Raw genomic sequence first — 16,637 nt, forward strand, 5'->3', positions numbered from 1 at the left:
CGCCGCGTCACGCGCGGCGCCTGCGAATGCCGGGCCGACGGCCCGGCATCGTCGATCAGGACTCGACGTCCTCGAGACTGAAGATCTCGGTCTGGTCGTTGTACGAGAAGATCTCGCCGTAACGGCCCCAGTCGATCACCGCGTCGAGCGTTTCCTCGGCCGCGCCGTCCGACAGCGAATCCTCCAGCTCCTGCTCGAAGCGCACGCGCGGCGCGCGATGGCCCGGGCGCTCGTTCAGCACCTTCTTGATCCGGGCCGCCAGCGGCACGTGCTTCAGCAGGTGATCGGCAAACATCAGCTTGCGCTCCTGCGTGCCGAATTCCGCGAACACGCGCCCCGGCGGCGTCAGGAACACATCGCCTTCGCGCACGTCCGCGAAACCGAGGTACTGCAGCACTTCGGCGATCGGGAACAGGTCGTCGACTTCCAGATGCAGCGTACGCGCGATTTCCGGCATGTCCGCGCGGCCGTGGTACGGCGCCATCGCGAGCGTCTCGATCAGGCCGGCCATCAGGTTGGTCGACACCTGCGGCAGCCAGCTGCCGAGTTCGAGTCCCTTCTTCGTCGCCTCGCCGGTCTGGCGCGCCGTCATCTTCGCGTAGATGTCGTCGACGAGCTTGCGGAACGCCGGGTCGAGCCGGTTGCGCGGATGCTTGAACGGCACCTTGATCTCGGCGATCACGCGGCCCGGGTTCGACGACAGCACGAGGATCCGGTCGCACATGAACACGGCTTCCTCGATGTTGTGCGTGACGATCAGCACCGACTTGATCGGCATGCGGCCCTGCGTCCACAGATCGAGCAGGTCGGTACGCAGCGTTTCGGCCGTCAGCACGTCGAGCGCCGAGAACGGCTCGTCCATCAGCAGGATCGTCGGGTCGACCACGAGCGCGCGCGCAAAACCGACGCGCTGGCGCATGCCGCCCGACAGCTCGCGCGGGTACGCGTTCTCGAAGCCGTCCAGACCGATCAGGTCGATCGCGGCCAGCGCGCGCTCGCGCCGCTCGCGCGCGCCGACGCCGAGCGCCTCGAGGCCGGCTTCCACGTTCTGCAGCACGGTGAGCCACGGGAACAGCGCGAAGGTCTGGAACACCATCGCGACGCCTTCGGCCGGGCCGGTCAGCGGCTTGCCGAGGTAGGTCACCTCGCCGCCGGTCGGTTCGATCAGGCCGGCGATGATGCGCAGCAGCGTCGACTTGCCCGAGCCGGAACGGCCGAGCAGCCCGACGATCTCGCCTTCGCGCAGCGACAGGTTCGCATCGTCGAGCACGAGCAGTTCGCCCTGCGTCTTGTTGAAGCCGCGGCAAACGTGATCGACGCGCAGGATTTCCTCACCGAGGCGCGGCGGCTGGGACGTCTGGACGGGGGCGTTTACAGCATTCGGATTGTGCATCGCGTTTCGCTCTCAATCGATCTCAGTCGAGCCGCAGCTTCGCTTCGGCGAAAGCATACAGCGGCCGCCACAGCAGGCGGTTGAACAAGGTGACGAACAGGGACATCACGGCGATGCCCAGGATGATCTTCGGGAAATCGCCGGCGGCCGTGGTCTGCGCGATGTACGCGCCGAGGCCGTGCGCCTCGATCTTGGTGTTGCCCCACTGCACGGCTTCCGACACGATGCTCGCGTTCCATGCGCCGCCCGACGCGGTGATCGCGCCGGTCACGTAGTACGGGAAGATGCCGGGCAGGATCGCCTGCCGCCACCACTGCCAGCCGCGGATGCGGAAATTCGTCGCCGCTTCGCGATAGTCGTTCGGGTAGGACGTGGCACCGGCGATCACGTTGAACAGGATATACCACTGCGTGCCGAGCACGATCAGCGGCGACAGCCAGATGTCCGCGTTCAGGTGGAAGCGCGCGATCACGATCACGAACACCGGGAACAGCAGGTTGGCCGGGAACGCGGCGAGGAACTGCGCGAGCGGCTGCAGCTTCTCGGCCAGCTTCGGGCGCAGCCCGATCCATACGCCGATCGGCACCCAGATCACCGACGCGATCGAGATCAGCACGACCACGCGCAGCAGCGTGATGAGCCCGAGCGTGATCACGTGGCCGACCTCGGCCATCGTCACGCCGGTCGCGACGAAGCTCACGACGCGCCACACGATGTAGGCCGTGCCGACCAGCACGAGGATCGCCCACGCGATGTCGACGGTGCGCGACGCCTTCTTCTCGACGCGCGGCAGCGAAAACCGCATCGCGCCCGACAGCGGCAGGCGCAGCGGAATCCGTGCGGCCTTCGCGAAGAACCAGCCGGCCGGCACGAGCAGCTGATGAATCAGGCGCGTGCGGCGCACGAGGTCGAGCAGCCAGGATTGCGGCGCATCGCCCGACGCGGTGTTCTCCATCCGGAACTTGTCGGCCCACGCGATGAGCGGCCGGAACAGGAACTGGTCGTACGCGAGGATCACGACCGTCATCGTGAGGATCACCCAGCCGATCGCGCCGAAGTTCTTGTCCGAGATCGCCTGCGCGAGATACGCGCCGATGCCCGGCAGCGTGATCGTCTGGTTGCCGACCGTGATCGCCTCCGACGCGACGACGAAGAACCAGCCGCCCGACATCGACATCATCATGTTCCAGATCAGGCCCGGCATCGAGAACGGCACTTCGAGCTTCCAGAAGCGCTGCCACGACGTCAGGTGGAAACCGCGCGACACTTCGTCCAGATCGCGCGGCACCGTGCGCAGCGACTGGTAGAAGCTGAACGTCATGTTCCACGCCTGGCTCGTGAAGATCGCGAAGATCGCCGCGAGCTCGGCGCCGAGCACGCGGCTCGGGAACAGCGCGAGGAAGAACGTGACGGTAAACGAGATGAAGCCGAGCACCGGCACCGACTGCAGGATGTCGAGGATCGGGATCAGCACCATGCCCGCGCGACGGCTCTTGGCCGCGAGCGTGCCGTAGACGAGCGTGAACGCGAGCGACGCGACCATCGCCGCGAGCATCCGTAGCGTGGTGCGCAACGCGTATTCGGGCAGGTTCGACGGGTCGAGCGAGATCTTCTGCGTCTGCAGCGTGCCGATCGGCGCCATCGTTTCGTGGAAACCGACGACCGCCATCGCGATCAGGCAGATGATCAGCGGAAACGCGATGAAGTCCCAACGGTTCGGCAGAACGCGCCACGCGGACGCGTTGGCGGTCCGGTTCGGATTGAAGAATCCGACATTCATCAGGCGCCCTCCCCGGTAAGGCCGAACGAAGCCGGCAGTCGATGTTGATTCATGGCAAAGCGCACGGGCGCGGTAATTCTCGATTGACTGACGATCTCGCGCACGCGCGATGCGCCGTGCGTGCACGCTGCGCCCGCGCTCCCGGGGGCGAGTCGGCCCGCGACGGCACGACACTACACCAACCTGTATTTCAGGTTCAACCGTCCGGGGTCGGTGCACCGATCGTGCCCGACGCGCGGGCGGACGGCCGGTGCGCGGTACGGAGCAGCCCGGCCTGAGTCCTTCGGCCGGCAGCAGGCCCGAATTATGCCGTGATCCGGCCCGGCCGGGAACCCGCCAGCCCCACACGGGCGCAAACCGTGTCGGACATCAGGGGCCGAATACGGTGAAGCGGGTATGATCGGGGCTAGCCCCCTTGGGGATCGACCGACGAGCGGGAGGAAAGGGAATGGCAGGAAACTTGGTGATCGTCTGCCGCGATCAGGATGCCGACGCGTTCTACGAACTGATGCAGGAGTACGGGTCGTTCCAGACGCGGCTGTCGTCGACCGCATGGTACCTGAATATGAACGTCGTGCCGGAATCGCTGCAGGAGGAAATCCTGGAGCGCCTCGGCCGGTATACGACCGTCTACATCTTCGAGGCCACCAGCGTGACCTACAACACGATCGACAGCAACGCGGCCGAGACGCTCGGCACGCTGTTCGGCGAATGACGCCGCGCGGCGCCCGCCCGGCCGGGCAGGCGCCGCAGCCGCCTACGCGGCCTGTGCGTGGGGTTCGTCCTTCGGCACGGCCTCGAACGGGAACGTCATCGCGACGCGCAGACCGCCCTCGGGGCGGTTGCCGATGTCGCACGCCCCGCCCAGCCTGAGCACCAGCCGCTCGACGATCGCAAGCCCGAGCCCGCTGTGGCCGTTCCCGCCGCGCGCGGGGTCGAGCCGCACGAACGGCCGCGTCGCGGCCGCCAGATCGCGCGGCGCAATCCCGCCACCGCTGTCGCTGACCGACAACACATAGCCGGCCGGCGTGCGCGCCGTTTCGACAAGCACCGGCGGTGCGCCATACGCATGCGCGTTGTCCAGCAGGTTCGACAGGATCCGGTCGAGCGTGGCCGTCGGCAGCCGGAAACCCGGATCGGCATCGAGCCGGGTCTGGACCGTCGGCGCATTCGGCGCGACCGCGCGATAGCTGCGCGCGATCCGCTCGCATGCCTGGTCGACCGGCACCGGTTCGCTGCGGTCGGACCCGCCGTGCGCGAACACCAGGAACTGGTCGACGATGTGCGACATCGAGTCGACATCGCGCACGACGCCGTCGCGCAACCGCGCGTCGTCCATCATTTCCGCCCGCAGGCGCATTCGCGCCAGCGGCGTGCGCAGGTCGTGCGCGACGCCCGCCAGCATCACCGCGCGATCGTTCTCGGCCTGCGACACCTGCTCCACCATCTGGTTGAAGCCGTGCGTGAGCTGGCGCAGCTCGCGCGGGCCGCGCTCGCGCAGCGGCGGCACCGGCTGCCCGCGGCCGAAACGCCCGACCGCGCGCGCGAGCGAGCGCAGCGGCTGCTGCAGCTGCCAGGCCGCGAACAGCGCGGCGATCACGCCGGCCGAGAAGATCGTGCCGAGCCACAGCAGCATCCGGTCGAGCGAGCGCGGCGGCCGCAGCGGCTGCACGGGCACCACGATCCAGTTGCGATCGGCCGGCTCCTTCACCCACAGCACGGGCGGATGGCCCGGCGTGCCGATCTCGACCTGCGTGCCGGGCGGCATGCGCTCGCTCACGTCGTCGCGGAACCGCTTGAGCGGCGGCGGCAACGCCGAATCGCCGCCCTTCGGGACGTCGGCGCTGTCCGGCGGCACCAGCCGCACACGCGACGGCAGCGGCTGGTCGGGCGTGCGCTCGACGTGCTGGCGCACGGCGTCGACAAGGAACGCGGCTTCCTCGACCGCATAACGCGTCTGCATCTGGTTGCGCTCGAGCCGCATCGCGAAGAACCACGCGAAGTGCGACAGGAGCAGGACACCGATGACGAGCAGCGCCAGCCGCCCGAACAGTGAATCAATGGGTTTGCGCATGAGCCTCGCCGTCGGGCACGAACACGTAGCCGCGCCCGCGCACCGTCTGGATGAAGCGCGGCGTCGACGGATCCGTTTCGAGGATGCGGCGCAGGCGCCACACCTGGACGTCGATGCCGCGGTCGGTACCGTCGTACTCGGGCCCGTGCAGCAGCTCGAGCAGCCGCTCGCGCGTGAGCGTGCGCAGCGCATGGTTCACGAAGATCTTCAGCAGCGCGAATTCGCTGCTCGACAGCGTGGCCGGCTTGCCGTCGACCGACAGCGTGCGCGCCTGGAAGTCGAGCAGGAAACGGCCGAACGCGAACGGCTCGCGCTGTTCGGGCGCTGCCGCCGACGGCGTCGCGCGGCGGCGGCGCAGCACCGCCTGCACGCGCGCGAGCAGCTCGCGCGGGTTGAACGGCTTGCCGAGGTAGTCGTCCGCGCCGAGTTCGAGCCCGACGATGCGATCGACGTCGTCCGCCCGCGCGGTGAGCATGATCACGGGGATGTCGTCGCCGGCCGCGCGCAACTGGCGCAGCGCGGTCAGGCCGTCCACGCCCGGCATCATCAGGTCCAGCACGATCAGGTCGGGCCGCTCGCGCTCGAGGCGCTTCTCGAGCGTCGCCGCGTCGTGCAGCACGGACACTTCCATCCCCTGGCGCACGAGATAGTCGCGCAGCAGGTCTCGGAGTTCTTGGTCGTCGTCGACGATGAGGATCTGGGTAGTCATGGCTCGAAGTTTACCGCGCGAGGGCGGAGTCGAAGAACGAAACAAAGGGACGAAAGGGTTACTGCGGGTTACCGCGCAAGGGAACTGTAATGCACGGTAACCGGGCCGCCGCCCCACGTAACACCGGCCGGAGCCTGCATCGCTAACCTGCGTCTTACCGGATGCGGTACCCGGCTTTTCCGGCACCGCATCGCCGGACCCTTTGGATACAAGGAGTTTCTGAAATGTATAAGAAGACTTCCCGCGTGGCCATCGCGGCCGCCGCCGTGCTCGCTCTCGCCTTCGGCACCGCGCATGCCGCGCAGCCCAACGACATGCCGCCTCCGGGCGGCCCCGGCATGCACCAGATGCACGGCGGGCACGAAGGCGGCCCGTTCGGCGCGATCATGAAACTGCACGACCAGCTGAAGCTCAACGCGTCGCAGGAACAGCAATGGCAGGCGGCCGTCAACACGATGAAGCAGAACCATGACGCGATGCGCAAGAACCACGAGCAGGTGCGCGAGCAGTTCAAGGCACAGCAGAACCAGCCCATCCTCGACCTGAGCGCGATGCATTCGGCACGCCAGCAGGCCGAAGCGCAGAACGCGCAACTGCGCGAGCAGACGTCGGCTGCGTGGCTCACGTTCTACAACGGGCTGAACGACCAGCAGAAGACGACGGTCAGCACGGCGCTCAAGCAGCAGTACGCGAAGATGGAACAGCGCCACGAGAAGATGAAGGAGCGCTGGGAGCAGCATCGCGCCGCCAAGGGCGCATCGGCGCCGGCGCAGTAAGCCGGCGGGCCGCTTCCCGAAGCGGCGCCGAAGGGGACGCGGGCACCGGCCCGCGTCCCCTTTTTTCGTTTCAGGCGACGTCGAACAGCAGTACTTCGGCCGCCCGGCCGCGCGCGAACGCCACCGCGTCCACGCCGCCGATCCGCGCGCCGTCGCCGGCGGCCAGCGCGCGGCCGTTGACCTCGATGTCGCCGCGCGCCACGTGCACGTAGGTGCTGCGCCCCGCGCGGACCTCGAAGGTCACCCCCTCGTCGCCGTCGATCAGCCCCGCGAAGATGCGGGCATCCGCCCCCATCGACAGCGCGCCGTCGCCGCCGCCGGGCGCCGCGACGAGCCGCAGCCGGCCGCGTTTCTCGGCGGCGGCGAAATGCCGCTCCTCATAACCGGGCCGCCCGCCCCGCTCGGCCGGCTGCAGCCAGATCTGCAGCAGATGCAGCGGACGGTCGCGCGACGCGTTGGTTTCGCTGTGCACGAGCCCCGTCCCGGCACTCACCCGCTGGACGCCGCCGGCGCGGACGATCGCGCCGCAGCCGAGGCTGTCGCGGTGCGCGAGCGTGCCGTCCAGCACGTAGGTCACGATCTCCACGTCGCGACGCGGCTGCATCCCGAACCCGCGCGTCGGCGCGATCAGGTCCTCGCTCAGCACGTGCAGCGCGCCGACCGGCGGATGCGCGTTCGCGGCGCGGCCGGCCGACGAAAAGCTGTGACTCGATTCGAGCCAGCCTTGGCGCGTGTGGCAACGGTCTTCGGCGCGGCGGATCTGGAACATGGCGCGGGCACTCCGGGGGCAGATACTTGTTCGGGTTTACCGCCACTGTAGGGGGACACCGAACGCGCCACAATCCGCCGCCAATGCACAGCATTGTTGCGCTCGCGCAACCAATCGCCAAAATATTCGTTGTCAATACCACGATTGCCGCAACAGCCGATTCGAGGAATCGATCGATCGCGCCGGATTGCCGTTTTCGGGGAATCGCGTTCGGGTAAAATACCGCCCTTTTGGCGTTCGCCGTTCCGGCGGCGCCATCGCCAGAGCGCCGTCCGGCGAATTTTGGCCGTCTAGAATACGCCGCGGCGCCCGGTCCCGCCGGCCGCGAGCGCCCCCGGAAAGTCAGCAACAGAAGGATGGAAATGAAGAAGGCCGCCCTGTGCGCCGCCCTCGCCCTCGTGGCGGGCAGCGCCTTCGCGAAGGAGTGGAAGACCGTGCGGATCGGCGTCGATGCCAGCTACCCGCCGTTCGAGTCGACCGCGCCGAGCGGCGAGATCGTCGGTTTCGACGTCGATCTCACCAAGGAAATCTGCAAACGGATCAACGTGAAATGCGTGTGGGTGGCGCAGGATCTCGACGGGATCATCCCGGCGCTGAAGGCGAAGAAGTACGACGTCATCGTGTCGTCGCTGACCGTCACGGACAAGCGCCGCGAGCAGATCGACTTCTCCGACAAGGTGTATGACGCGCCGGCCCGGATGATCGCGAAGACCGGCTCGCCGCTGCTGCCGACGGTCGCGTCGCTGAAGGGCAAGCGTGTCGGCGTCGAGCAGGGTTCGACGCAGGAAACCTACGCGAAGACGTACTGGGAACCGCAGGGCGTGACGATCGTTCCTTACCAGAACCAGGACCAGGTCTACACCGATCTCGGCTCGGGCCGCCTCGACGCGACGCTGCAGGACGAGCTGCAGGCCGACTACGGCTTCCTGCGCACGCCGCGCGGCAAGGGCTTCGCGTTCGCCGGGCCGGAAGTGAAGGATCCGAAGACGATCGGCGACGGCACCGCGATCGGCCTGCGCAAGGACGATACGGACCTGAAGCTCAAGATCAACCGGGCGCTGGCCGACATGCACAAGGACGGCACGTACGACCGGCTGTCGCACAAGTACTTCTCGTTCAGCGTCTATTCGGCGCCGGCCCGCTAAGCGCCGACAAGAAGAAGCAACGGATGCGGGGGCGGCCCCGTGTCCACGCAGTAAAGGCAGTCAACCACGCGCCGCCCGCCCCCTTGCCCGCCGCTCGCGCGACGGGCTCGCCCGGCACCGTTGCCGGGGCGGACGGTCATGATACGCACGGGGCGTTCCGCGCAGCTTGGCGGGCGCGTCTTTCGCGGCGCACCGCGTGCGCCGTCAAGGACCACATATGTTTCTACAAGGTTACGGCCCGCTGATCCTCGCTGGCACCTGGCAAACCGTCAAACTGGCGGTGCTTTCGCTCGCGCTGTCGTTCCTGCTGGGGCTGCTCGGCGCAGGCGCGAAGCTGTCGCGCAACCGCGTGACGAACGGCATCGGCACCGTCTACACGACGCTGATCCGCGGCGTACCCGACCTCGTGCTGATGCTGCTGCTGTTCTACAGCCTGCAGATCTGGCTGAACATGGCGACCGACGCGCTCGGCTGGGACCAGATCGACATCGACCCGTTCCTCGCTGGCGTGCTCGTGCTCGGCTTCATCTACGGCGCGTACTTCACCGAGACCTTCCGCGGTGCGTTCCTGTCGGTGCCGCGCGGCCAGCTCGAGGCCGGCAGCGCATACGGGATGACGAACTGGCAGGTGTTCACGCGGATCATGTTCCCGCAGATGATGCGCTTCGCGCTGCCGGGCATCGGCAACAACTGGCAGGTGCTCGTGAAGTCGACCGCGCTGGTGTCGATCATCGGCCTCGCCGACGTCGTGAAGGCCTCGCAGGACGCCGGCAAGGGCACGCTGCGGTTCTTCTTCTTCACGCTGATCGCGGGCGCGGTCTACCTCGCCATCACGACGATCTCGAACTTCGTGCTGATGTGGCTCGAAAAGCGCTACTCGACCGGTGTCCGCAAGGCTGACCTATGATCGAACTCATCCAAGAATACTGGCGCAACTATCTCTACACCGACGGCTATCGCATCACCGGTGTCGCGATCACGCTGTGGCTGCTCGTCGTGTCGATCGGCCTCGGCTTCTGCCTGTCGATACCGCTCGCCGTGGCGCGCGTGTCGAAGAAGAAGTGGCTGTCGAGCGCCGTGTGGCTGTACACGTACGTGTTCCGCGGCACGCCGCTCTACGTGCAGCTGCTGCTCTGCTACACGGGCCTCTACAGCCTGCAGGCCGTGCGCGGCACGCCGGTGCTCGATGCATTCTTCCGCGACGGGATGCACTGCACGCTGCTCGCGTTCACGCTGAACACCTGCGCATACACCACCGAGATCTTCGCAGGCGCGATCAAGGCGACGTCGTATGGCGAGATCGAAGCCGCGCGCGCGTACGGGATGTCCCCGTTCACGATGTATCGCCGCGTGATCCTGCCGTCGGCGCTGCGCCGCGCGCTGCCGCTGTACAGCAACGAAGTGATCCTGATGCTGCATGCGACCACCGTCGCGTTCACCGCGACCGTGCCGGACATCCTCAAGATCGCGCGCGACGTCAACTCGGCGACCTACATGTCGTTCCATGCGTTCGGCATTGCCGCCCTGCTCTACCTCGCGATCTCGTTCACGCTCGTGTGGCTGTTCCGCCAGGCCGAGCGTCGCTGGCTCGCGTATCTGCGCCCGCAAGGCAAGTAAGTTTTCGCAGGACTATTGATGAACTCCCAGACTCAGAAGCTTTTCGTCGACGATCTGCACAAGCGCTACGGCGACAACGAAGTGCTCAAGGGCGTGTCGCTGAGGGCGAACTCGGGCGACGTGATCAGCGTGATCGGCTCGTCCGGCTCCGGCAAGAGCACGATGCTGCGCTGTATCAACTTCCTCGAGCAGCCGAATGCGGGCCGCATCTTCGTCGACGGCGAGGAAGTGCGCACCGCGCTCGACAAGACGGGCGCGCTGCGCGCGGCCGATACGAAACAGCTGCAGCGCGTGCGCACCAAGCTGTCGATGGTGTTCCAGCACTTCAATCTCTGGTCGCACATGAACGTGATCGAGAACGTGATGGAGGCGCCCGTGAACGTGCTCGGCATCCCGAAGAAGGAAGCCGAGGACCGCGCGCGCGAGTATCTCGAGAAAGTCGGCCTCGCGCCGCGCGTCGAGAAGCAGTACCCGTCGCATTTGTCCGGCGGCCAGCAGCAGCGCGTCGCGATCGCACGTGCGCTCGCGATGCATCCGGACGTGATGCTGTTCGACGAGCCGACGTCGGCGCTCGACCCGGAGCTGGTGGGCGAAGTGCTGAAGGTGATGCAGAAGCTGGCCGAGGAAGGCCGCACGATGATCGTCGTCACGCACGAGATGGGCTTCGCGCGCAACGTGTCGAATCACGTGATGTTCCTGCACCAGGGCCGCGTCGAGGAAGAAGGCGTGCCGGCCGAGGTGTTTGCCAATCCGAAGAGCGAACGCCTGCGCGGGTTCCTGTCGGGCAGCCTCAAGTAACACGCACGAAACGCACGACGGTCGAACGGGCGCCCCGCGGCGCCCGTTTTGCGTTTACGCGGCGCTCACCGGCGCGCCGTCGGCGAACGCGCGCAGCGCGTCGCCCGCCAGCCGGTATCGCACCCATTCGCTCTGCGGCGCCGCGCCGACGCTCTCGTAGAAGCGGATCGCCGGCTCGTTCCAGTCGAGCACGCTCCATTCGAACCGCCCGCAGCCCGACTCGACCGCGATCCGTGCAAGCGTCTTCAGCAGCCGCAGCCCGGCGCCCGCCCCGCGAAAACGCGGCGACACGTACAGATCCTCCAGATACAGGCCCTGCCGCGCGAGCCACGTCGAATACGAGAAGAAATACACGGCGAAGCCGGCCGGCTCGCCGTCGACCTCGCAGATCAGCGCGCGCGCGGGCGACCCATCGCCGAACAGGCTGCGTTCGAGGGACGCGGGCGTCGCGATCACTTCGTGCTCCGCCTTCTCGTAGACGGCCAGCTCGGTGATGAAGCGCAGGATCAACGGCACGTCGGCGACGCTGGCGCAACGGATATCGATTTGCACGGGTTGAGCCCTCCTCCGGCCCGGTTCTGAAACAGAAAGCAGCGCCGCGCACGCGCGCTGGCGCCGATCGAACCGTCATGCTACGTTCGCGCAACGACTGCAGGAAGTGCAGTTTCTTCATCCAGACCTGAACATGATGCATCCCGACCTGCGCCGTCTCGACCTGAACCTGCTGCTCGTGTTCGACGCGCTGTACCGCCACCGGTCGGTCGCGGCGGCCGCGCACGAGCTCGCGTTGAGCCCATCCGCGTTGAGCCACGCGCTCGCGCGGCTGCGCGACGCGATCGGCGATGCGCTGTTCGTGCGCCTCGGCAACGAGATGCAGCCGACCGTGCGCGCCGACGACATCGCCACGTGGGCCGGCGACGCGCTCGACACGATGTCGAAGGGTCTCGCCCGCGCACGCCGCTTCGATCCCGCGCAAAGCGACCGCACGTTCGTGTTCGCCGCGACCGACTACACGGCCTTCGCGGTGCTGCCGGCGTTCCTCGCGCGGATCCAGCACGTCGCGCCGCACCTGCGGATCCGCGTCGTGCATTCCGACCGGAAGATCTCCGTCGACGAGCTTGCGGCCGGCCGCATCGACTTCGCGCTCGGCTATCACGAGGAATCGGCGGCCGATGCGCCGGGCATCGAGGATTTCGACTGGTTCTCCGACGACTACGTCGTGATCGCCAGCGCCGCGCATCCGGCGATCCGCCGGCGGCTGACGCTCGACCGGTACCTGGCCGCCCGCCACGTGGTCGTCACGCCGTGGAACGAATCGCGCGGCGTCGTCGATTACGTGCTCGACCGGCTCGGCCTCGCGCGGCACGTCGCCGTGCAATTGCCGACCGTGCTGGCCGCGCCGTTCGTGATCGCGGAATCCGAATTGCTGATGACCGTGCCGAATCGCGCCGCGCAGGCGCTGCGGCACGCGGCGCCGATCCGCATCTTTCCCGCGCCGTTCGAGATCCCGCGCTACACGGTGAAGGTCTACTCGCACGCGAAGCATGCGCGCACCGATGCGCACCGCTGGATTCGCGCGCAGTTGCTCGACGCGCGGCCGGGCCCGCGCTAGGTTCCGCACGCCTTGTGCGACGGGCGTTTCAGGCGCCGGCCTGCGTTCGCCGAAACCACCCGAATCATTACGAAATACTTACCAATTTCGCGACTTTCGCGCTTACGCCCGCGCATTCTCAACGTCAATAGTGGCAATCCTTGACCCCTATCCAAAAAATTCGTGTCTCCCTTGCGGGACAAGGGTTTTCCGTTAATCGCCAACCCTCGGCGCACCTGTTGCCCACCGTGTTGCATGGCAATTTGGCGACAGCGGTTAGTCAAACAACGATTTCCATCGCCACAAAATTGTATTTTTGCTAAATTAGTAACCAAAGTAGCAAAACGAAGTTCGTGAAATGTAGTTTAGCTTCACGACACTACAAGGAGACCCCGCAGGCCGACCCGGCTGCGCGGGACCGCTCAACGGTTTTCCGTCCGCTTGCCCGCGTGCCGCGCTTACCGGCCCTGCACGAGGTCTCCCTGGTTATCCCGCTTTTGCCCGGCGCTCGCGCTCCGGGCATCTCGTGCAGTCTGGGTTGACTTTTTGACAGGGTATGGAGGAGATGATGAAGAAAGCTTTGGTCGCGGCCGCGCTGATGGCTGCTGGGGTGGTGACGGCGCACGCGCAGAGCAGCGTCACGCTGTATGGCCGCCTGGATGCGGGCATCGAGTACCTGAACGGCCTGCAAAACGGCCACCAAGTGCGCGCGGAAAGCGGCGACTGGGGCACGAGCCTGTGGGGCTTGAAGGGTAGCGAGGACATCGGTGGCGGCAACAAGGTCCTGTTCCACCTCGAAGGCGCGTTCAACACGATGACGGGCGGCTTCAGCGGCTCGATCTGGGATCGTTTCGCGACCGTCGGTATCTCGAACGACCGCTACGGTACGCTGCTGCTGGGTCGCGAGCTCGCGATCGCCAACGGCGTGTGGGACTTCGACCCGTTCGGCCAGTCGGCCTGGTCGACGGCCTCGCTGGTGCGCGGCCGCAACTGGAACAAGACCAGCAACAACGTGTCGTACCAGTCGCCGTCGCTTTACGGCCTCGACTTCTACGGCCAGTTCTCGTTCTCGAACTCGACCAGCTTCAACGGCAACACGACGGCCGGCCAACCGGGCCGTGCAATGGGCGGTCAGGTCACCTACACGAACTCGCTGTTCCAGTTGCGCGGCATCTACGACGAAACGCGCGACAGCAACGGCCGCTTCTCCGACGTGTTCAACTACTCGCGTGAATACTTCGCGGGCGTGAACGTGTTCCTCGGCCAGTTCAAGGTGCAGGCGGCCTACCAGGCATCGCGCGCGGACGGCAGCGGCGGCCCGGCAGTGAACGCCGGCGTGACGGGTACCCAGCAGGTCTGGGGCGGCGTGACGTGGCAGGCAACGCCGGCAGCGGCGCTGATCGCAGCCGTGTATCACGTGAACGCGAACCACGGCGGCGGCAACGCGAACATCTACACGGTCGGCGGCTCGTACAACATCTCGAAGCGCACGCTGTTCGACCTGCAGGTCGCAACCGTGCGCAACAGCAAGAACGCGAACTTCGGCCTGAACGCGAACGGTGCAGGCACGGCCGTGTCGACGGGCAACCCGAATCCGGGCGGCAGCCAGACCGGCGTCTACGCCGGTATCCAGCACCTGTTCTGATCAGGCGCCGTCAAAGAACGATTCGACAACACTTTCCACGCTGCTGCGAGAGGCGCGTATCGGTGCGGTACCCAACCGGGTATCCGCACCGTTTTTTCTTGGGCGGGCCGGCTTGGCGCCTGCTCCCGCAAACCACGGGCTTGCGCAGGCCCGGCGACGCACGACGGCGTTCAGACGGCCGCTTCGTTCTCTTCGCCGGTGCGGATGCGGATCACGCGCTCGACGTCCGACACGAAGATCTTGCCGTCGCCGATCTTGCCGGTCCGCGCCGCGCCGATCACCGCGTCGATCACCTGGTCGACCTGCGCTTCCGCGACGACCACCTCGATCTTCATCTTCGGCAGGAAGTCGACGACGTATTCGGCGCCGCGATACAGCTCGGTATGGCCCTTCTGGCGGCCGAAACCCTTCACTTCCGTCACGGTCAGGCCCGTGAGACCCACTTCGGCGAGCGCTTCGCGGACTTCGTCCAGCTTGAACGGCTTGATGATGGCGGTGATGCGTTTCATGGTGGTTGTCCCCCAATGCTCGTTTGGATGAAAAATCGCGTTCCCGATTGTAAGCCTGCGGGCCGCCTCCGGCCCAGCACGGCTCACTCGAGACGTTCGGTGAACCGCGACGTGATCGGGTAGCGCCAGTCGCGCCCGAACGCGCGATGCGTGACGCGGATGCCGATCGGCGCCTGGCGGCGCTTGTATTCGTTGATCTTGATGAGCCGCGTCACGCGTTCGACGTCGGCCTGCGCATAACCGGCCGCGACGATCTCCGCGAGCGGCCGGTCTTCTTCCATGTACATCCGCATGATCGCGTCGAGCACGTCGTACGGCGGCAGGCTGTCCTGGTCGGTCTGGTTATCGCGCAGTTCGGCCGACGGCGCGCGCGTGAGGATCCGCTCGGGAATCACGTCGCGCAGCCCGTAGTCGGCCGTGGCGTTGCGATAGCGGCAGAGCCGGTAGACCAGCGTCTTCGCGATGTCCTTGATCACCGCGAAACCGCCGGCCATGTCGCCGTACAGCGTGCAGTAGCCGACCGCCATCTCGCTCTTGTTGCCGGTCGTCAGCACGATCGAGCCGAACTTGTTCGACAGCGCCATCAGCAGCGTGCCGCGGATGCGCGCCTGGATGTTCTCCTCCGTCGCGTCTTCCGCGCGGCCCGCGAACTCGCCGGCGAGCGCCGCGCGGAATGCGTCGAACATCGGCTCGATCGCGATCTCGTCGTAGCGCACGCCGACGCGCCGCGCCATCTCCGCCGCGTCGGTGGTCGAGATGTCGGCCGTGAAGCGCGACGGCATCATCACCGCGCGCACGCGCCCGGGCCCGAGCGCATCGCACGCGACGGCCAGCACCAGCGCCGAATCGACGCCGCCCGACAGCCCGATCAGCACGCCGGGAAAACCGTTCTTGCCGATGTAGTCGCGCACGCCGGTCACGAGCGCGCGGTACACCTGCGCATCCGTCGACAGCTCGGGCGCGATCGTGCCGGGCAACGGCCGCGCGCCGTCGAATTCGACGATCGCATGGCCTTCGTCGAACTGCGGCATCTTCGCGACGAGCGCGCCCTGCGCGTCGAGCACGAACGAGCCGCCGTCGAACACGAGCTCGTCCTGGCCGCCGACGAGGTTCACGTACACCATCGGCAGCCCGGTCTCGCGGATCCGCGCGCGCAGGATGTCGATGCGCACCGCTTCCTTGTTCATGTGGTACGGCGAGCCGTTCGGAATCAGCAGCACCTGTGCGCCGGCCGCCTTCGCGATCTGCGCGGCCGACGCATGCCACGCGTCCTCGCAGATGATCACGCCGTATTTCACGCCGTTCAGCTCGAACACGAGCGGCTCGGCGTCCGTCGCGAAGTAGCGCTTCTCGTCGAACACCTCGGCGTTCGGCAGATCCTGCTTGCGGTAGGTGCCGACGATTGCCCCGCCGACGATCAGCGATACCGCGTTGAAGGTATCGGTGGGCGGCACGCCGCGCTCGATCGGGCGGTTTGCATTACCATCGACGGCTGGCGCGTGCGGATCGACGCCCGCACCGCTGCCCGGACCCCTGCCCGGACCGCGCAACGGATGGCCGACCAGCACCGCGAGCCCGTCGAACGCCTTCAGCGCGTCGGCCAGGGCAGCGAGCGCAGATGCCGCCGCCGCGTAGAACGCGGGCCGCAGCAGCAGGTCTTCCGGCGGATAGCCGGACAGCGCGAGTTCGGGCGCGACCATCAGCTGCGCACCATCGTTGTGCGCGGCGCGTGCGGCCGCGACGATCCGCGCGACGTTGCCGGCGAAATCGCCGACGGTGACGTTGATCTGGGCAAGAGCGAGTCGGGTCTTCATGGCGGGATCGGGCGGCG

General features: G+C 67.0%; 16 protein-coding genes. 8 read left to right on the forward strand and 8 right to left on the reverse strand.

Annotated elements, in window-relative coordinates; all coding sequences use genetic code 11:
• Nucleotides 1-55: 55 nt before the first annotated feature.
• A complete protein-coding gene (locus AC0KUR_RS30635) occupies nt 56-1,393 on the reverse strand; it encodes an ABC transporter ATP-binding protein (RefSeq protein ID WP_069245685.1) in 1,338 nt (445 codons plus the stop codon).
• Nucleotides 1,394-1,415: 22 nt separating this feature from the next.
• The gene (locus tag AC0KUR_RS30640) at nt 1,416-3,173 is read right to left on the reverse strand and encodes an ABC transporter permease (RefSeq protein WP_034186229.1); all 1,758 of its coding nucleotides are present in this window, start codon (nt 3,171-3,173) and stop codon (nt 1,416-1,418) included.
• Nucleotides 3,174-3,621: 448 nt separating this feature from the next.
• Between AC0KUR_RS30640 and AC0KUR_RS30645 the strand changes: the two genes are divergently transcribed.
• The gene (locus AC0KUR_RS30645) at nt 3,622-3,888 is read left to right on the forward strand and encodes a double-stranded DNA-specific endonuclease (protein WP_027786765.1); all 267 of its coding nucleotides are present in this window, start codon (nt 3,622-3,624) and stop codon (nt 3,886-3,888) included.
• Between the two features lie 42 nt (nt 3,889-3,930).
• Here the strand turns inward: AC0KUR_RS30645 and AC0KUR_RS30650 are convergent, their stop codons facing one another.
• Nucleotides 3,931-5,247, reverse strand: a complete 1,317-nt coding sequence (locus AC0KUR_RS30650; protein ID WP_049033472.1) for an ATP-binding protein — start codon at nt 5,245-5,247, stop codon at nt 3,931-3,933.
• Nucleotides 5,231-5,956, reverse strand: coding sequence for a response regulator (locus AC0KUR_RS30655; protein WP_006493394.1), 726 nt, complete (start codon nt 5,954-5,956; stop codon nt 5,231-5,233). The genes AC0KUR_RS30650 and AC0KUR_RS30655 overlap by 17 nt, the downstream gene beginning before the upstream one ends.
• 224 nt (nt 5,957-6,180) lie before the next feature.
• Here AC0KUR_RS30655 and AC0KUR_RS30660 point away from each other — a divergent pair, with 224 nt between their 5' ends.
• Complete coding sequence (locus AC0KUR_RS30660; protein WP_034186231.1) at nt 6,181-6,732, forward strand: Spy/CpxP family protein refolding chaperone; 552 nt, start codon at nt 6,181-6,183, stop codon at nt 6,730-6,732.
• A 70-nt stretch (nt 6,733-6,802) separates the two neighbouring features.
• On the opposite strand, the gene AC0KUR_RS30665 is transcribed toward AC0KUR_RS30660, so the two are convergent.
• Nucleotides 6,803-7,501, reverse strand: coding sequence for a pirin family protein (locus tag AC0KUR_RS30665; protein WP_034186232.1), 699 nt, complete (start codon nt 7,499-7,501; stop codon nt 6,803-6,805).
• 362 nt (nt 7,502-7,863) lie between these two features.
• Between AC0KUR_RS30665 and AC0KUR_RS30670 the strand changes: the two genes are divergently transcribed.
• The 4 genes from AC0KUR_RS30670 to AC0KUR_RS30685 all read left to right on the forward strand — a co-directional run bounded on the left by AC0KUR_RS30670 (nt 7,864) and on the right by AC0KUR_RS30685 (nt 11,061).
• Nucleotides 7,864-8,646, forward strand: coding sequence for an ABC transporter substrate-binding protein (locus AC0KUR_RS30670; RefSeq protein WP_034186329.1), 783 nt, complete (start codon nt 7,864-7,866; stop codon nt 8,644-8,646).
• Between the two features lie 217 nt (nt 8,647-8,863).
• Nucleotides 8,864-9,553, forward strand: a complete 690-nt coding sequence (locus AC0KUR_RS30675) for an ABC transporter permease (RefSeq protein WP_034186233.1) — start codon at nt 8,864-8,866, stop codon at nt 9,551-9,553.
• Entirely contained in the window at nt 9,550-10,263 is a 714-nt protein-coding gene (locus AC0KUR_RS30680; protein ID WP_034186234.1) for an ABC transporter permease, read from the forward strand. The genes AC0KUR_RS30675 and AC0KUR_RS30680 overlap by 4 nt, the downstream gene beginning before the upstream one ends.
• 18 nt (nt 10,264-10,281) lie before the next feature.
• Nucleotides 10,282-11,061, forward strand: coding sequence for an ABC transporter ATP-binding protein (locus AC0KUR_RS30685; protein WP_034186235.1), 780 nt, complete (start codon nt 10,282-10,284; stop codon nt 11,059-11,061).
• Nucleotides 11,062-11,115: 54 nt separating this feature from the next.
• Here AC0KUR_RS30685 and AC0KUR_RS30690 read toward each other — a convergent pair whose 3' ends face one another.
• A complete protein-coding gene (locus tag AC0KUR_RS30690) occupies nt 11,116-11,613 on the reverse strand; it encodes a GNAT family N-acetyltransferase (RefSeq protein WP_226228041.1) in 498 nt (165 codons plus the stop codon).
• Between the two features lie 133 nt (nt 11,614-11,746).
• Here AC0KUR_RS30690 and AC0KUR_RS30695 point away from each other — a divergent pair, with 133 nt between their 5' ends.
• Both AC0KUR_RS30695 and AC0KUR_RS30700 read left to right on the forward strand, forming a co-directional pair.
• Nucleotides 11,747-12,673 (forward strand): LysR family transcriptional regulator, encoded by a 927-nt coding sequence (locus AC0KUR_RS30695; protein WP_049032450.1) that lies wholly within the window; start codon nt 11,747-11,749, stop codon nt 12,671-12,673.
• A gap of 544 nt (nt 12,674-13,217) precedes the next feature.
• On the forward strand, nt 13,218-14,297 hold the full coding sequence (locus tag AC0KUR_RS30700; protein ID WP_049032448.1) for a porin: 1,080 nt from the start codon (nt 13,218-13,220) through the stop codon (nt 14,295-14,297).
• 170 nt (nt 14,298-14,467) lie between these two features.
• Here AC0KUR_RS30700 and AC0KUR_RS30705 read toward each other — a convergent pair whose 3' ends face one another.
• Both AC0KUR_RS30705 and AC0KUR_RS30710 read right to left on the reverse strand, forming a co-directional pair.
• Nucleotides 14,468-14,806 carry a P-II family nitrogen regulator gene (locus AC0KUR_RS30705; RefSeq protein WP_006398637.1) on the reverse strand — a complete coding sequence of 113 codons (339 nt, stop codon included), beginning with the start codon at nt 14,804-14,806 and terminating at the stop codon, nt 14,468-14,470.
• Between the two features lie 83 nt (nt 14,807-14,889).
• Complete coding sequence (locus AC0KUR_RS30710; RefSeq protein WP_473376820.1) at nt 14,890-16,620, reverse strand: NAD+ synthase; 1,731 nt, start codon at nt 16,618-16,620, stop codon at nt 14,890-14,892.
• Between the last annotated feature and the right edge of the window lie 17 nt (nt 16,621-16,637).

It is taken from the genome of Burkholderia sp. YHN3-13, assembly GCF_055810675.1.

Excerpts from the sequence above, each read along its gene's own strand:
- AC0KUR_RS30635 (WP_069245685.1), bottom strand. The coding sequence starts at position 1,393 with ATGCACAATCCGAATGCTGTAAACGCCCCCGTCCAGACGTCCCAGCCG.
- AC0KUR_RS30640 (WP_034186229.1), bottom strand. The coding sequence starts at position 3,173 with ATGAATGTCGGATTCTTCAATCCGAACCGGACCGCCAACGCGTCCGCG.
- AC0KUR_RS30645 (WP_027786765.1), top strand. The coding sequence starts at position 3,622 with ATGGCAGGAAACTTGGTGATCGTCTGCCGCGATCAGGATGCCGACGCG.
- AC0KUR_RS30650 (WP_049033472.1), bottom strand. The coding sequence starts at position 5,247 with ATGCGCAAACCCATTGATTCACTGTTCGGGCGGCTGGCGCTGCTCGTC.
- AC0KUR_RS30655 (WP_006493394.1), bottom strand. The coding sequence starts at position 5,956 with ATGACTACCCAGATCCTCATCGTCGACGACGACCAAGAACTCCGAGAC.
- AC0KUR_RS30660 (WP_034186231.1), top strand. The coding sequence starts at position 6,181 with ATGTATAAGAAGACTTCCCGCGTGGCCATCGCGGCCGCCGCCGTGCTC.
- AC0KUR_RS30665 (WP_034186232.1), bottom strand. The coding sequence starts at position 7,501 with ATGTTCCAGATCCGCCGCGCCGAAGACCGTTGCCACACGCGCCAAGGC.
- AC0KUR_RS30670 (WP_034186329.1), top strand. The coding sequence starts at position 7,864 with ATGAAGAAGGCCGCCCTGTGCGCCGCCCTCGCCCTCGTGGCGGGCAGC.
- AC0KUR_RS30675 (WP_034186233.1), top strand. The coding sequence starts at position 8,864 with ATGTTTCTACAAGGTTACGGCCCGCTGATCCTCGCTGGCACCTGGCAA.
- AC0KUR_RS30680 (WP_034186234.1), top strand. The coding sequence starts at position 9,550 with ATGATCGAACTCATCCAAGAATACTGGCGCAACTATCTCTACACCGAC.
- AC0KUR_RS30685 (WP_034186235.1), top strand. The coding sequence starts at position 10,282 with ATGAACTCCCAGACTCAGAAGCTTTTCGTCGACGATCTGCACAAGCGC.
- AC0KUR_RS30695 (WP_049032450.1), top strand. The coding sequence starts at position 11,747 with ATGATGCATCCCGACCTGCGCCGTCTCGACCTGAACCTGCTGCTCGTG.
- AC0KUR_RS30700 (WP_049032448.1), top strand. The coding sequence starts at position 13,218 with ATGATGAAGAAAGCTTTGGTCGCGGCCGCGCTGATGGCTGCTGGGGTG.
- AC0KUR_RS30705 (WP_006398637.1), bottom strand. The coding sequence starts at position 14,806 with ATGAAACGCATCACCGCCATCATCAAGCCGTTCAAGCTGGACGAAGTC.
- AC0KUR_RS30710 (WP_473376820.1), bottom strand. The coding sequence starts at position 16,620 with ATGAAGACCCGACTCGCTCTTGCCCAGATCAACGTCACCGTCGGCGAT.